Raw genomic sequence first — 16060 nt, forward strand, 5'->3', positions numbered from 1 at the left:
TGGTAATTATTTGTTCCCATCGGGACCACCAAGCCACTTTTTAAAAGAATTGACACGATCTCTACTTACAATAATCTCATCTGTATAAGAAAAATCCGGGTTGATTTTTAACCGACTACTGGAATAAACCAATACATCTTTAATACTGGTCAAGTTGATCAAATAGCTTCTATTGACTCTGAAAAACTGGGCTGGATCTAACAGTTCCTCCAACCCCTCCAGAGTATAATCGGTGATTAGTTTTCTACCATCTTCTCGGATCAGGTAGGTGTTTCTTCCTTCCGCAAAGAAAAGTTTGATGGCTGAAGTGGAAACAATATGGATGTGCTCACCAATCTTCACCATAAAGCGTTCTTTATAAGCTGGTTTGGAAAGCTCTTTCCAAACTTCCTGATTAATTGGATTCTGATTTGAAGTATCTCTTAACTGTTTATACTTATCCAAGCTTGCTGCAAAAGAAACATATCGTATAGGTTTGACTAAATAATCAATTCCATTAGCCTGAAAGGCTTCTAAAGCATATTGGCTATGTGCGGTGATAAAGATGACCGGTTTAAAAAAACAACTTGATCTAAGGCTTGAAAGGAAAGCCCATCCTCTAGATGCACATCTACCAATAAAAGATCAGCCTGTTTGCCTAGGGTTTGAAGTAAAGGAACAGCATCTTTTACAGATTTTGCGATTCCAATAATTTCCGATTCTGGGTCATATTGCTTTAAAAAATGCTTGATTTTTTCAAGAGCAGGAATTTCATCCTCAATTACCAATACTTTCATCGACTTTTATAGTTGGGTGGAATGAAGATTTATTCATGCTATTAGAGTTTTTTGAATAAGGTAGCTCCATGGGTACACAAATGGAATACCTAGAGTTATCAGTCCAACTTAAACTTTGATTTAACCATCCATTTTGACGCTTGATACTATTCATGGTTTCTACCAATTGATCCCCATATTTTAGGGAAAATTGTTTTGTAAAAGAGAGATGCAAACAATTTTTCTTGATTTCAAGCTCGATTTCCAGGGGACAGTTGGGGGAGGAAAGCTGGGAATAGGAAATGGCCTCCAGGATTTTAGTTAGGGTTCTAGGTACTAGTAAGTAATTTTTATCCTCCTTGGGAAGAGAGATGGATATGTTTTGAATTGAATTCATTCAGAAAAATTTTCACATTTTCCATAGCCTTTAATTCCTCGAGCAAAGGGACCAACTCTTCTTGATTTCTTAATGAATGCCTATAGATCTCTGATAATAGCAGGATGCCTTCCTCAGCTTCTTCATTTCTTTCTTCTTTGATTCTGAGTAAAATGGATTCCAGACCTAGTAATAAAAAATTTGGATTAAGCATGAATTGAAACTGGTTTTTGCTCCTTTCCAATTCCTCCTTTTCCTGGAGCTCATTTTCCAGGTCTTTTTCAAATTTCTTGTGAATCCAATAGAAACCTAAAAATGTCCTTGGTACATCAATGTGACAAATAAAAATACTCCATTGAAGATGCTTAATTCAGTTAGGTAAACCATGGGATCAGCCATGTTTTCAAACCAATAAAAGTAAGCCATTAATAATAAACTAATGCTTAAGATAGTGGTAATTATAGAGGTGAAAATCAATTGAATAATATGTTTGTAAAAATGAGTTGTTTTGGTGTTTCTTCTTTCAAAAACAATAAGATCAATCGATTTAACTCCAATAATGCAAAGCTTGAAAACACACAAAATAAGAGCTCTCTTGAAAAGAAATCCTCTTTGATATTCACCACCGAATCAAAGGCTAAAAGGATAGCCAAATAAGTTAATGTTCCCACCAATAAGGGAAGGATCATTCGATAAGCTGGCTTTATTTCAAAGACAGTACTCATGCCTTTTTGGTTTTTTGTTTGATGTAGGGTAAGCAGACAAAAAAGAATCCTTCCGATTGATAAATTGTCGGGGAGGTGTGACCATGATAATCATATCGCTCCTTCAAGTTTTGCAATCCTACTCCATTGGATTTTACATTCAGGGGCTTTTCGGTGATGGTATTGGCAACTGCTATTTTTTCGTGATCGGCGGTGATAATGATTTTCACAGGATTTTCCAGACTTGCCACATTGTGCTTTAACGCATTTTCTACCAAAAGCTGAATACCTAGTGTAGGAAGCAACTGTGTATTGAATTCTGGTTTGATCTTTTTTCAAGAATAACTTTATCTCCATACCTCACGTGCATCAAATGCATGTAATTATCAATGATTTCAATTTCTCTTGCCAAAGTATTCAGAGGTTGGATTCCATGCTGCATCAGGTTTGAGAAATTAAATGCCAATTTCCGGATGAATTCTTCTACTTTTTCAGGTTGGGTGGAGATCAAAAGGGAAGCACTGTTTAACGTATTAAATAGGAAATGAGGGGTTAATTGTGACCTTAAAAGTTTAAACTGAAGCTCTTCTTTTTTTCTGGTATCCCGCATTCCTTGAATGGTTTCCTTAGAAAATCTGGCAAAGGCAAACCAGCTGTAATCAATCCAAGTCAAAGCCAAAGAAACAATCAAACCTACGATTCCTCCTTTTAAGGTCATGGTATTATCTGGAAATGTGGAATCTTTCTCTACTACTTGGGTCATCAGGAATTCCAAGAGGTAAGAAAAGAGGGTAATACTTCCTCCGATCAAAAAAACAATTAAAACAGATCGGGTCACATGCCCTTTATCCCAAGGTTGAAGTTTAGATATGGATAAATATCCGAAGCTGATGATCATACTGGCCAAAAGAACGGGGGCAATAAAGAGTGCCAAGGTCCAGGAAACCGTACTTAAGGAGTAGATAAGGCCTCTATTATACAATAAATAGAGGCCTATGCTACCCGTAAGAAAAAAGCAAGTATAAATGAGATGGATTTTTCCATGGAATAGTGGTAGTCAACTAATTAGTTGGATGAAGACTACTTGGTATAAGTTACAAAACCTTAGGATATCATCGGGATGCACATCTTAAAACTTCTCCTAAGAAATGATCAGAATCAATGGTGTCTACCGCTGTTTTTCTTATTTGGGTTTTCACTTTTTCAGTTCCTTGCTTCTGGCAAATGTATTTGAGTACTTCAGCTTTAAAATGATCACTATCAATTTCATCGGAGCCTAAAACTACCAGAATCGCTCGATCATCATTCATGTTTCCCGTCTGTATGATGTATTTTAACACCTCACTTTTGAAGTGGTCTGAATCGATATTGGGAACCACCTCATTGACCATGAATCTTAATTCCTGATCATTGAGCTTACTGAAATCTATGGTTTTTGCGATTTCACTTTTAAAATGATCACTGTCGACCATATTGATTATTTCCACAGTCTTTTGACCTTGACATTGGATACTATTTTTTGAGAAAATTGGCTTCAAAAGTTCAGCTTTAAAATGATCAGAATCGATTGACTCTACTGCTCGGGTCAACTGATTGATATCGCCGAAATAGCTAGGATCAATTTGTTTGAAAACTTCTGTTTGATAATGGTCAGAGTCAATCTGTGATATGGTTTTGTCTATGACTGCGGAAGTCTCACTTGCACTCAGGTTTTTATCCAATAATAGCTGGAAGTAATGCGCTTTGATGTAATCACTTTCCATTTGATCCGTCAAATTTAAGACAGATTTAGCACCACCTTTTGCATATAGACGGTTTACCCGGTCTACTGAGCCAATGGTCGTACTGTTTAATAATTCAGGAAGAATTTCCGCTAACCAAGCTTTACCATTCGGTTCGAATGGCTTCTGAGAACCTCCTTCTCTGTATTCATAATCCAAGCCGCTTCCTGAGCTGCTGATAAACAAGGACCGGGAGTTTCCAAAAGTCGTTTTTTCAATTTTTAAATAGCCTCCTCTGGAGATAGAACTGATGGATTTCTCATCACTTCCAATTGAGATATCCCCGTTAAATTCAATGTTGAGTTTCTGTTTGTTGGTCTCGGAAACAAACTTGGAGGAAGATCGGGTGGTAGTACTGATCTTGGTTTGGGCATAACTGTTGGTTACTGTGAATAAAAAGCAGACGTAAAAAAGTAAGAAAGTCTGCCGAGAGATCATTGATGACTTCATAGGGATTGGTTTTTAATTTTCATGATACAAATATGGGTTGGATCAACTTTCTGAGAAACTGAAAAGGAATGAATGGGGGAATGTCTGTATTGAATCGTAGATCTCCTGTATTAAATGAGGAATTTAGACAGGGACCGGATTCCCGATTATCCCAAGTTAGGACCCCCTTCAGGAAGTTTTCTGAAAGGAGAGTATTAAAGTTCAAAATGGAATTAGTTGGGCTAAATAGTTTCTGGTACTTTTATGTAACAGTATTTTTATATGGTTAGCAGTGTGAAAAGCTGTAAAAATGATAGCACTGTTTTAAGATTTATTTTGAGCGAATTGAACAATTTTAAGAGGGGACTTTTGGAGATATTCTTCGCTAATCTAGGTGGATGTTTAGACTTTTGAGACCCTGTAAATAGGATACAATAGTGCAAAATAAAATTTGGTTGTAGAGATCTAATTGTACTTTTTATAGATAAGGAAAAAACTCTATAGTTCTTAGAATTTCGGTCCAATTCATATGTTCCTAATCGTTTAGTTTGAGTGTGAAAATTTATCTCTTACAATGAGGAAATAGATAAGAAGAATTTAATGAAATGGATTAAATGGCTGTAAATCAGTGTATAAACATGCTTTTTGAAGCGAGAGGTCATTTTTACATGTTTGATAGGGTATAGGACCTGACTATTTGTTATAGAGTTTTTTACATTAAAATATTATTAATAAAGGTATTTGGGAATTCTACCTATTTTAGATGTATGTACATTTAAATTAAAGAATTTTATTGGAGTTTGGGAAGAATAATGCTTATGTTGAATGTATGTAGAAATATTGGAGTTATATATTTTGATAATATATAAAATAATTATGTTTATTTTTTTTATATATATTTTAATTAAAATTTATTTATTGTTGATACAAACGAATAATAATTAGATTTATTATACCGGAGTTTAGTGAATGAAATCAATTTTAAAATTTGACACAAAAGTCTCAATGACATGATTAGCGTATATTACTAAAAAATAAATCCTCTAACGATATAGATGAACTATAAAAATTGTGTATTTCCTTAACTTGTTAAAAATTAATTCATATTATGAAAATTTCCAGATGGTGAGTTAAGGCTACTTTTTCCTGAAATTTTCTCGATGCCAAGTGCTTTAACTTGGGCATTGGAACAAAACTTAGATGATAGTAGAATCATCATTATCTGATCTGTTGTAATATGCCGCTAAATTAAATAAAAAAATTGTATTATAGTAATGTAAAAATCTATAATAATACAATTATTTAGGATAGGTTTATTTTATTTCTTTATATCCATAATAGCAGATTGGATTTCATAGAAATTAAATTGAAAGTATTCATTCCTAATTCTACCTATCTTTTGGAAATTCGATAATTGAAATATTTTGATGAATGGAGAGTTAAAATGTTGAAATTTAAAGTCAATTTTTGTCCGTGTTTAAATGAAAAATCCCTGTTTATACTGAAAATCAGGAGTCTAAAGGGCAAAAAATGAAAAAAAATAAAAATCTTTTGAAAAATTTTTTAAGATGTTTTTCTTCAAATAATTGTTACAAATGGCATTTTTCTAACTAACAAATGATATTTAAATAGTAAAAAATATTTTATATAATTTGGAATTATATCTCTTATATATTTTTTAAATCCTTAGTACTTGCGTCTGATTATCAAGTGTTTTAATATTGTGAAGTTATTATGAAAGTAAAGTCACCCGAGTGATTGATTGTTAAAAATTTAATTGCTGTTTTATACTTTCAAAAAACATATTAACGATTGTAAGAGTTTAGATTATCATCCATTTCTATTGCTTAAGAATTGTTTTAAGAAATATAGTAATGTTTTGATGTAGATCAAGTTTGATGTCACCCATCGATCTGGCCATCTAAATATCTTTCAAGACCTGATTTCCTAAACTTGGGATGCATAATTAGGTCAGGACTATGAATATTGAATCAAATAAATATCGCCCATACATCACCCTTAAAAAATGTTTCATTAATACTTAGCCAGACAGAGTAAGCAAATCATTCAAAAATTCAAGTAGTAAAAGGAGGGATTTTCCCTCACAGGAAAGCTACGTCTAATTGAAATAAGGATTTAGTTTGTAAATAAAATATAAACTATCTCATGGAAATCTATTGTCTAATTCCAAGATGAGCTTACAAAAAATTCTGTTTTATGATGGTTAAGAATCGATGATTCGAAATAAGGGAGGGCAGCGAAAGTATCAGTCTTATTCTATTTCAATAGCTAATAACAATGCTTTACACCAGCCTAATTCCTTCGAAATCAAAACTAATTGGGATTTTCTTCTCACTAGTTTTTGTTGCCGTATTGACCGTTCCAGGTTTCGCAACCGATTATTACTTTTCTTCTGTATCAGGAGATGATAGTAGATCTGCTACAGAAGCTCAAAATCCTTCTACACCTTGGAAATCAATTGATAAGTTGAATTCTTTTGGTGCCAACTTAAAGGGAGGAGACAGGATTTTATTCAAATCCGGTGAGACATTTTATGGTGCGATCCATATTATTAAATCTGGTTCGGCAGGTGCCCCCATTCAATTTACTTCTTATGGAACCGGCCCTAAGCCCATTATAACTTCCTTGGTTAAGATTGATCAGTGGAATTCAATTGGAAATGGAAATTATCAAGCGGATTTGAGTGCCTACAATTTGTCAAGAGTACAAATCTTGTTATTGAATGGGCAGCTTCAAGAAATTGGAAGGTATCCTAATGCTGGCTCAAGTAATGGAGGATATGCAACCATTGCTTCTAGCAGCGGAAGTAATTTTATCACTACCCAAGGAAGTAATCCCTACAGTGGATCTACCGGTGAAGTGGTGATTCGAAAAAACAACTGGATTATCGATAGACACCAAATCAGTTCTATAAGCGGAACCTCCATTTCCTTTGTTACCAATGAGAGCGTATATGATGCAAAGGCAGGCCACGGATATTTCTTGCAAAACCATATTTCCTTATTAGATCAACCTGGGGAATGGTCTTATGATCCAAGCACCAAAAAGTTAACCGTTAATCTTTCAGGTTATTCCTTGCCTTCCGTTGAAATAGCGGTTGCCACAAAAGACTATTTAATTACCAACCAACAGTTTACTACGAATTTTACTTTTTCAAACCTTCATTTAAAGGGGGCCAATACCAATTTGATACATGTTTTAAAAAGTGATCATGTTACCATCGAGAATTGTGACTTGGAATATGCAGGGGAAAATGGAATTAACTCCAATTCAATTCCAAATTATATCATTCAAAATAATAGGATTAACGCATCATTGAATAATGGAATTTTTATCCTTTATGGGTCACCAGGTGCCATCATCAGAAATAATGTGATAACCAATACCATGCAATTTCAAGGCATGGGAAGAAGTAGTGATTTGAATGGAATTGGGATTTATCTGGGAAGCGATGGAAACAATTCTCTAATTGAGAAGAATACCATAGATCATGTAGGATACAATGGAATCCACTTCGGTGGGAATTATACCGTAGTGAAAAACAATTTTGTCAATGATTTTTGTGTATTCAAGCAAGATGGAGGCGGGATTTATACCAATTCAGATGGTTTCCGAGATCGAAATAATATAGGTAGGGAAATTGTAGGCAATATCATTCTGAACGGAAGAGGAAGCAAATTAGGGACTTTGGAGGAAGTCGAATTGGCTGAAGGGATCTATTTAGATGACAATAGTGCAGGGATTAAAGTAGCAAATAACACGGTGGCTTTCGTCAGCGGAAAAGGGATATTTTTGCATAATGCAAATAATATAGAGATTTCCAATAACCTATTTTACAAAGCTAAAAGCCAAGTTCAATTCACCCACGATTTTTTAGGGGATCCTATTCGAAATGTGAGTATTTCAAATAATAAATTCTCTTCCATAGAACAATCTGAGCAGGTTTATGCCGTTTATTCGGACCTTGACGACATCACTTCTCTAGGAACCATCAATTCCAATTATTTTCTCGATCCCTATAACATTGACTTTTTTATCCATACCAAAACTGCAAGTGAGGGAAGTAAAGGAGTGGATAGAAACTTAAAAAACTGGAGTTCAAATTTTGGACATGATTCTAATTCCACAAAGCCGGATTTAAATCTTCCAACCTATGAAGTCACTTCTTCTAATTTAGTAAAGCAAAGTGAGTTCAATGATGCATCGGCGATTGCTGGTATTTATTCTGCTACTGGTAAGATTGTTTCAAATGGAATTAGTGGTAATTCTTATGTGATCAACCCAAATTCTACCAATCAAGCAACCGTATATATTCAGTTTGGTCAGATCCAAGTGAGTGATGATATCTTGGTTGAATTCGATTTGAAAAGCCCAAAGGCAGATACACCTATTGAATTGTTTTTGGAAGGCACCTATAATCTAGACAAAGGAGCAGGGAATAAAATTGTAGCTACCAAAACAGAGGCTACCACTTACCAAGTGCTACTTTCTTCATTAACAGCCCGTTCCAATGAGAGTTTGGTCTTGAGAATTCCTAGCAATGCCATTGATGTTTATTTGGATAATCTAAAAATCTCCAAAGTAACAACTTCTCCAATTGATAAGGGGCAGCAAATCTTTTTCAAGTATAACTATAGTGAATCCATGATTCAAGTTCCTTTGGATGGAACGTATGTGGATGCAAAGAATGAGACCTTTTCCGGTTCAGTTTCAATCCCTGCTTATGGCTCTGTTTTATTAGCAAAAGTTTCTACTGATGTACCTGAACAAGTAAACCAAGCTCCAAGTGTAATTTTAACTCAGCCAACTAATGGTCAGATTTTTACTTTGGGAACAGATCAAGTTCAATTGGTAGCAAATGCCCAAGATCCTGAAGGAGAAATCAAAAGTGTAGAATTTTATAGCAACGGACAGTTAATTTCTACCATCACAGAAGCTCCCTATACGTTTGATTGGACGACCATCACCGCTGGAAGTTACGAGGTCTATGCCAAGGTTTTTGATTTGGGAGGATTAAATGCCAGCTCGGAAATCATCAAGTTTACGGTAGAGGCAGCAAATCAAACACCTATTATTTCTTTGACTCAACCAAGCAATAATCAGGTATTTACTTTGGGATTAGATGTGGTTCAGTTGGTAGCCAATGCCCAGGATCCAGAAGGAGAAATCAAAAGTGTGGAGTTTTATAGCAATGATCAGCTGATATCCACGGTAACTTCTGCTCCCTATTCGTATGATTGGTCTACCATTACCTCAGGAAGCTATGTGGTATATGCCAAAGTAACTGACTTACAAGGATTAAGTGCTACTTCGGAAAAAATCAATTTTACGGTGGAAGGAGCGAATGAAGCTCCCAGCATTTCTTTAACACAACCGAGTAATAATCAAATTTTTACTTTAGGAGCTGACGCAATTCAATTAGTTGCCAATGCTCAGGACCCAGAGGGAGAAATCAAAAGTGTGGAGTTCTACAGTGATGGTCAGCTGATTTCTACGGTCACTACAGCTCCCTATATGTATGATTGGTCTACCATTACAGCAGGTACCTATCAGGTATATGCCAAAGTTTTCGATTTAGGAGGTTTAAGTGCCACTTCTGAAATAATCAAGTTTTCCGTAGAAGCGGCCAACCAAGCTCCTTCAGTTTCTTTGACTCAACCTAATAATAACCAGGTATTTACTTTAGGTAAGGATGCAGTTCAATTGGTAGCCAATCCCCAAGATCCCGAAGGAGAAATCAAAAGTGTGGAGTTTTACAGTGATGGTCAGCTGATTTCTACGGTCACTACAGCTCCTTATATGTATGATTGGTCAACCATCTCCGCAGGTACCTATCAGGTATATGCCAAAGTTTTTGACTTGGAAGGATTAAATGCCATTTCTGAAACTGTCAATTTTACAGTGGAATTGGCCAATGAAGCACCAAGTATTTCCTTGGTTCAACCAAGCAATAATCAGGTATTTACTTCAGGTGCAGATGTCGTTCAGCTAGTTGCTGAAGCTCAAGATCCGGAAGGGGAAATCAAATCTGTGGAATTTTATAGTAATGGAAAGTTACTTACCAGTGTGAGTAAAGCTCCGTACGTATATGATTGGTCCACGATTACCACAGGAACATACCGAGTATCTGCGAAAGTCATTGATATGGGTGGACTTACTGCGAACTCTGAAGCTATCAATTTTACGGTGGAATCTTCAGGGGCAAAACAGGATCCTAGTATCATTTTGACTCAACCTTACCAAAATCAGGTATTTGAATTTGGAAAGGAAAAAGTTCAATTGGTTGCTAACCCAAATGAATCTGTAGGGAAGATCAATAATGTGGAGTTTTATAGCAATGGGAAGTTGCTAGGGAAGGATTCTAAGTCTCCCTATGTTTACAATTGGTCATCTATTGATGTAGGAGCTTATGAAGTTTACGCCAAAGTCAACTATCGTGGTAATATCAATAGTGGTGTTTCTGAAACGATCAATTTTAGTGTTGAGGTGGCAAACCAGGCTCCAAGCATTACTTTGAAAAACCCTAACAATAATCAAGTATTTGTTGAAGGAAAGGACTTAGTCCAGTTTGAGGCCCTTGCAAGTGATCCAGAAGGGGAGGTAAAAGCTGTAGAGTTTTATAATAATAACCAATTGCTTTCAAGAGTATCAACTGCGCCATTTTTATACAACTGGTCTGGTATTGAAGCGGGAAATTATTCAGTGCATGCTGTTGTGATTGACCAAGGGGGTTTGATAGGGACTTCTGAAACTATTGACTTTACTGTCGAAGCTCAAGTAAATTTACCTCAGTTTTCAGGACTTATAGTGTCACCATCCCAAAATGCAGTGTTCCAGCTAGGTGATGAGCCTGTAATTTTGAATACCAATGCCTCATCATCAGGGCTTGAAATACAAAAAGTAGAATACTCGAACGGGGGCATACCAATCATTACAGTTTCAAGTGCACCTTTTGACTTTACTTGGAGTTCTATTGAAGCCGGAGATTTTAATGTGTCTGCTATTATTACAGATATTCAAGGGAATACCTACGCTACTGATGAAGTGTTCTTCACAGTGGAAGCGCCTGCCAATTTAGCTCCACAACCGGAACCATTGACTGTTTCCATGGCACAACCATTGGCAGATCAGCTGTTTACTTTAGGTCAGGATGTAGTCAACCTCCAGGTTTCCATCTCTGATCCAAGCAATGTGACTAGCGTTCAATACTTCAACTGGGGTAATGCATTGGTAACTTCTACGAATCAGCCATTTGATTTCACTTGGAGTTCCATAGAAGCTGGAGACTATAAGGTCTCTGCTGTAGTGACTGATTTGCAGGGCACCACTTATACTACTGAGGATGTATTCTTTAGTGTAACCGAACCAGCTCCACAACCGGAACCATTGACTGTTTCCATGGCACAACCGTTGGCAGATCAGCTGTTTACTTTAGGTCAGGATGTGGTCAACCTCCAGGTTTCCATCTCCGATCCAAGTAATGTGACTAGCGTTCAATACTTCAACTGGGGTAATGCATTAGTAACAACCACGGCCCAGCCTTTTGACTTCACATGGAGTTCCATAGAAGCTGGAGATTATAAGGTCTTTGCTGTAGTGACTGATTTGCAGGGTACTACTTATACTACTGAGGAAATATTTTTTAGCGTAACCGAGCCAGCTCCACAACCGGAACCATTGACTGTTTCCATGGCACAACCATTGGCAGATCAGCTGTTTACTTTAGGTCAGGATGTGGTTAACCTTCAGGTATCCATCTCTGATCCAAGCAATGTGACCAGCGTTCAATACTTCAACTGGGGTAATGCATTGGTAACAATCACGGCACAGCCATTTGATTTCACATGGAGTTCTATTGAAGCTGGAGATTATAAGGTCTTTGCAGTTGTGAATGATTTGCAGGGTACTACTTATACTACTGAGGAAGTATTCTTCAGCGTAAGCGAGCCAGCTCCAGAACCAGATCCATTGACTGTTTCCATGGCACAACCATTGGCAGATCAGCTGTTTGTATTGGGGCAAGATGTAGTAAACCTTCAGTTATCCATCTCTGATCCAAGCAATGTGACTAGCGTTCAATACTTCAACTGGGGCTATCCATTGGTAACTTCTACGAATCAGCCATTTGACTTCACTTGGAGTACCATAGAAGCTGGAGATTATAAAGTGTCTGCAGTAGTGACTGATTTGCAGGGTACCACTTATACTACTGAGGAAGTATTTTTCAGCGTAACCGAGCCAGCTCCACAACCGGAACCATTGACTGTTTCCATGGCACAACCATTGGCAGATCAGCTGTTTGTATTGGGACAAGATGTAATAAACCTTCAAGTATCTATCTCTGATCCAAGCAATGTGACCAGCATTCAATACTTCAACTGGGGCTATCCCTTGGTAAATTCTACGAATCAGCCGTTTGACTTCACATGGAGCAAAATAGAAGCAGGTGAGTATAGCGTTTATGCTGAAGTCACCGATTTAGCAGGAAATATTACCAGTACAGAAACTGTAAGATTTACTGTGAATGCCTCAAATGATACTAGTGAGATTCCAACAGAGCCAACAAGTTTGGTAATGACTCAACCTTATGAAGGACAAGTGTTTGAATTAGGAAACCAATTAGTCACTTTGAAAGCTGTGGCAAATGGAGATGTGAGCAATGTTCAATTCTTCAATTGGTATCTACCATTGGTGAATGTAAATGATCCAAGTCTGGAGTTTGATTGGACTAAGATTGAGGTAGGAAATTACTTAGTTTATGCTCAAATCACTGATTCCAAAGGAAATGTGATTGAATCTGAACCAGTAGGATTCCAAGTGATTGATCCAAGTCTCAAAGTAACAGAAGGTTCTGTTCCTGAAAATGGAGCAATGACCGAGATTCAAATGAATCCAACTGACTTGGAGACCAAAGAAATCCAAAAGGCAGAGGAAATTACTCCTTCCAATTATGGAATTAAAATGGGGCCAAACCCTGCCGATTCTTACTTGAGGATATTCTTTGACGATTATCCTTCCAATTTGGATGTTCAACTATCCATTGTGGATATGACAGGAGATGTTCAATTGACAGAGAAAGGCAATACCAATGATGGCGTGATGGAATTGGATGTAAATGCCATTCGGCCAGGAGTCTATGTGGTCAAAATCATCGTTGGTGACAAATATGTTCAGACCAAAAAGCTCATCATTATATAGTAAAAGGAAAATTATCACCCACATACCAACCTAACAGCTTTAAAGATTATTAGGCTGATTTTTAAAAAGACTACCGGGGCTTCCTGGTAGTTTTTTTGTACTAAACAGAAAAAAGATTCGCTAAGCAACTCTTTTTGGACCGGATTCAATTCCCAGTTCTTAAACCATGATAGCAAGCAATTTCATAGAAGTAAGATCTAGGTTACTTCATTTAGATGAAATTTAACTATAGGATTCAATGCGAAAACGATTCTCGTACTGCTTGAAGGGGTTTTCTTTCAGAAATTTTATTGGTAAGTTTTGTTTAATCTTATGGCCGGTTATTCAGCCTAATGTTTTTTAAATAGTTTTAGAAAAATTACTCAAATGAAAAAAATAGCTACTTCATTTTTCCTATTCATGTTCCTAATTCAACTGGGATTTGCCCAGCAAGAACTTGTACATGCGTCCCCATCACAATTAGGATTTGATGAAGCGTTTATCAACCAGCAAGTGGATTCCATCATGCAAGTGGGGATCGATAGTATGGCTTTTCCAGGGGCGCAGGTGTTGGTGGCCAAGAACGATACGGTGATCTTTCACAAGGCCTATGGATTTCATACCTATGATAATCTCCAGGCTGTCTCATTGAATGACTTATATGATTTGGCTTCAGTGACCAAAATTTCTGGACCATTGCCTGCCTTAATGAAGTTGGTGGATGAGGGGAAACTTGATTTGGATAAACCTTTTAGTACCTATTGGGAACCCTGGAGCAAACGAAAAGACAAAAAAGACCTTACTCTTCGGGAGATTTTGGCCCATCAGGCTGGTTTGGTTCCCTATATCGTGTTTTTGAATGAGGTAGTCCGAAAAAATGGCAAAGTCAAAAGAAGGTTTATGCATGAAACTTCCGGAAGACGATTTCATGGGCAAGTATTCGATGGATTGTATATCAACGATCGGTTTGAACGGAAAATGAACCGTATCATCAATCGATCTGATGTTTCAGATGAAAAAAAATACCTGTATTCGGGTCTCACTTTTTTAATTTTCCCGAGTTTGATCGAGCAGATTACAGGAACTGACTACCAAACTTATTTAGAAGAGAATTTCTATGGGCCGATAGGAAGTCATACCTTGGGTTATTTACCAAAAAAGAAAAATTACCCCAATGCCATCGTTCCAACAGAAGTAGATTCTCTTTTTCGAAAAACTTTGGTCAATGGATGGGTGCATGATGAAAATGCATCTTTAAAAGGAGGAGTTTCCGGAAATGCGGGCTTATTCGCTACAGCTGATGACTTGGCTAAGTTGATGCTCTTGTATCAAAATTATGGGAAGGTAGATGGAAAGCAGCTAATTTCAGCCGAAACCGTCAAAGAGTTTACCGAAGTGCAGTATCCAGAAAATGAGAACCGTAGAGGATTAGGTTTTGATAAACCGCTTTTGAATAATTCCGAACTCCCGATAGCTGAAGCCTATCCATCACCCTTGGCTAGTCCGGAAAGCTTTGGACACTCTGGATTCACTGGAACTTTCGTATGGGCCGATCCAGTGAAAAAGATCACCTATATATTCCTGTCTAATCGAGTATATCCTTCCAGAGATCATCAGAAACTGTACAGTTTGGGCATTCGAGAAGCCCTACAAGATGTATTTTATCAAGCAGAGCTGAAGTAAATCTTAAACCGATCATCCATTGAGGGTTAAAAAGCTTGATGATCCTAGATTTACCTTTTAGCACTTTAGAATGTCCTTAAGTCATTTCGACATAAAGGAGAAATCTATTTTCTTTCCAGAAAAGTAATGTGAGTGAAGACACTCACATGGGCAAAAAAAGTAAAGCATTTAATGGGATCGAATTCCTTATTTTTTAACACCAATTCGTTTACATCTTGCTGGCAAATCATTTAAGACTTCTAATGATAAAACCGGGCCAGCGCTGTGGAATTGTTACTTCCTATATGCCCCGGGCCCGATAGCTATCGTGGCTAAACCCGGGGCTATTAAGAAACCAAAATAGTTGACTCCCGCGCAGATTTTTTAGGAATTGAAAGCGCATTTGCGGGAGGAGTACTGTCTGGCCTTATTGGAAGCATTGGTATATTAATTCATTCTCCACAAATAGAAATCGCCGCTCGTGAAGGAACGAACGGCGGCTGTATCCCAATGCTATTAGCATTTAATCCAGAATCTGTAGATCTTAAATAGACATGGAGTAACTATTCAGATACCTTTCGTTGTTCTGGGTTTTTGTTTTCATTTTTGGCCTTATAATCTCGCTACGTAACCAGTATTTAAGCTCTCTTCCCTCATCAGGTGATAGCCAAAGCAATGCCTTTCGATATTCTTTTTTAAATAGCTTTTGATTAAATGAGACAGCTTTTAGGATGGTTTTGCAGTAATCGAGCATAGTTTTTCTCTTCTTCATAAGAAATGAATTGAAAAGTTGAAAGATTTAATTTTAGAAACTTGGAACTGATTGGATCTATGTATAGATCTCAGCAGGTTTTCAGATCAAAAAACTACAGTGTCTAATGAAAAGGGGATTTTTACTGACAAATTCTAAAGAAATTCTCTTTGGAAGTACTGAGGAGAAAAAGGTGAAGGTTTCGGTTTTAGGATTAGCTGAGATTTCGCATTGTTTGGTGGCAGAAGTAAAATGATAGCTCTGAACTCTAGTATTTACTATTTCAGTTTCCTGAATCCCTTAACTTGAAAACTTAGAGAACTTGCCAATCCGATCTCAATAGTTCCTGATGTAAGGAAAATCAGATTAAGTAGTAGAACTGAGGATATTATGGCAATTTTTCT

General features: G+C 36.9%; 9 protein-coding genes. 2 read left to right on the forward strand and 7 right to left on the reverse strand.

Translation table 11 applies throughout. The annotated features are described in order from the left end of the window. Positions 1-6: 6 nt before the first annotated feature. From V8V91_RS00930 to V8V91_RS00960, 7 genes are all read right to left on the reverse strand, one after another. On the reverse strand, positions 7-444 hold the full coding sequence (locus V8V91_RS00930) for a LytR/AlgR family response regulator transcription factor (RefSeq protein ID WP_373398360.1): 438 nt from the start codon (positions 442-444) through the stop codon (positions 7-9). 68 nt (positions 445-512) lie between these two features. Beyond that, positions 513-776, reverse strand: coding sequence for a hypothetical protein (locus V8V91_RS00935; protein ID WP_373398361.1), 264 nt, complete (start codon positions 774-776; stop codon positions 513-515). 329 nt (positions 777-1105) lie between these two features. Further along, positions 1106-1345, reverse strand: a complete 240-nt coding sequence (locus V8V91_RS00940; RefSeq protein WP_373398362.1) for a histidine kinase — start codon at positions 1343-1345, stop codon at positions 1106-1108. A gap of 259 nt (positions 1346-1604) precedes the next feature. Then, positions 1605-1856: a hypothetical protein gene (locus tag V8V91_RS00945; RefSeq protein ID WP_373398363.1), complete on the reverse strand. Its 252-nt coding sequence runs from the start codon at positions 1854-1856 to the stop codon at positions 1605-1607. Continuing rightward, positions 1853-2140 (reverse strand): hypothetical protein, encoded by a 288-nt coding sequence (locus tag V8V91_RS00950; protein ID WP_373398364.1) that lies wholly within the window; start codon positions 2138-2140, stop codon positions 1853-1855. The genes V8V91_RS00945 and V8V91_RS00950 overlap by 4 nt, the downstream gene beginning before the upstream one ends. Continuing rightward, positions 2125-2817 carry a histidine kinase gene (locus V8V91_RS00955; protein WP_373398365.1) on the reverse strand — a complete coding sequence of 231 codons (693 nt, stop codon included), beginning with the start codon at positions 2815-2817 and terminating at the stop codon, positions 2125-2127. The genes V8V91_RS00950 and V8V91_RS00955 overlap by 16 nt, the downstream gene beginning before the upstream one ends. A gap of 130 nt (positions 2818-2947) precedes the next feature. Then, on the reverse strand, positions 2948-4066 hold the full coding sequence (locus tag V8V91_RS00960) for a hypothetical protein (protein ID WP_373398366.1): 1119 nt from the start codon (positions 4064-4066) through the stop codon (positions 2948-2950). A 2277-nt stretch (positions 4067-6343) separates the two neighbouring features. On the opposite strand from V8V91_RS00960, the gene V8V91_RS00965 reads away from it, so the two are divergent. Together V8V91_RS00965 and V8V91_RS00970 are read left to right on the forward strand one after the other, a co-directional pair. Continuing rightward, on the forward strand, positions 6344-13264 hold the full coding sequence (locus tag V8V91_RS00965) for an Ig-like domain-containing protein (protein ID WP_373398367.1): 6921 nt from the start codon (positions 6344-6346) through the stop codon (positions 13262-13264). Positions 13265-13630: 366 nt separating this feature from the next. Then, positions 13631-14926 (forward strand): serine hydrolase domain-containing protein, encoded by a 1296-nt coding sequence (locus tag V8V91_RS00970; RefSeq protein WP_373398368.1) that lies wholly within the window; start codon positions 13631-13633, stop codon positions 14924-14926. Positions 14927-16060 lie beyond the last annotated feature (1134 nt).

Origin of the sequence: Algoriphagus halophilus, assembly GCF_041729275.1 — a bacterium.
GTDB classification, from domain to species: Bacteria; Bacteroidota; Bacteroidia; order Cytophagales; family Cyclobacteriaceae; genus Algoriphagus; species Algoriphagus halophilus_A.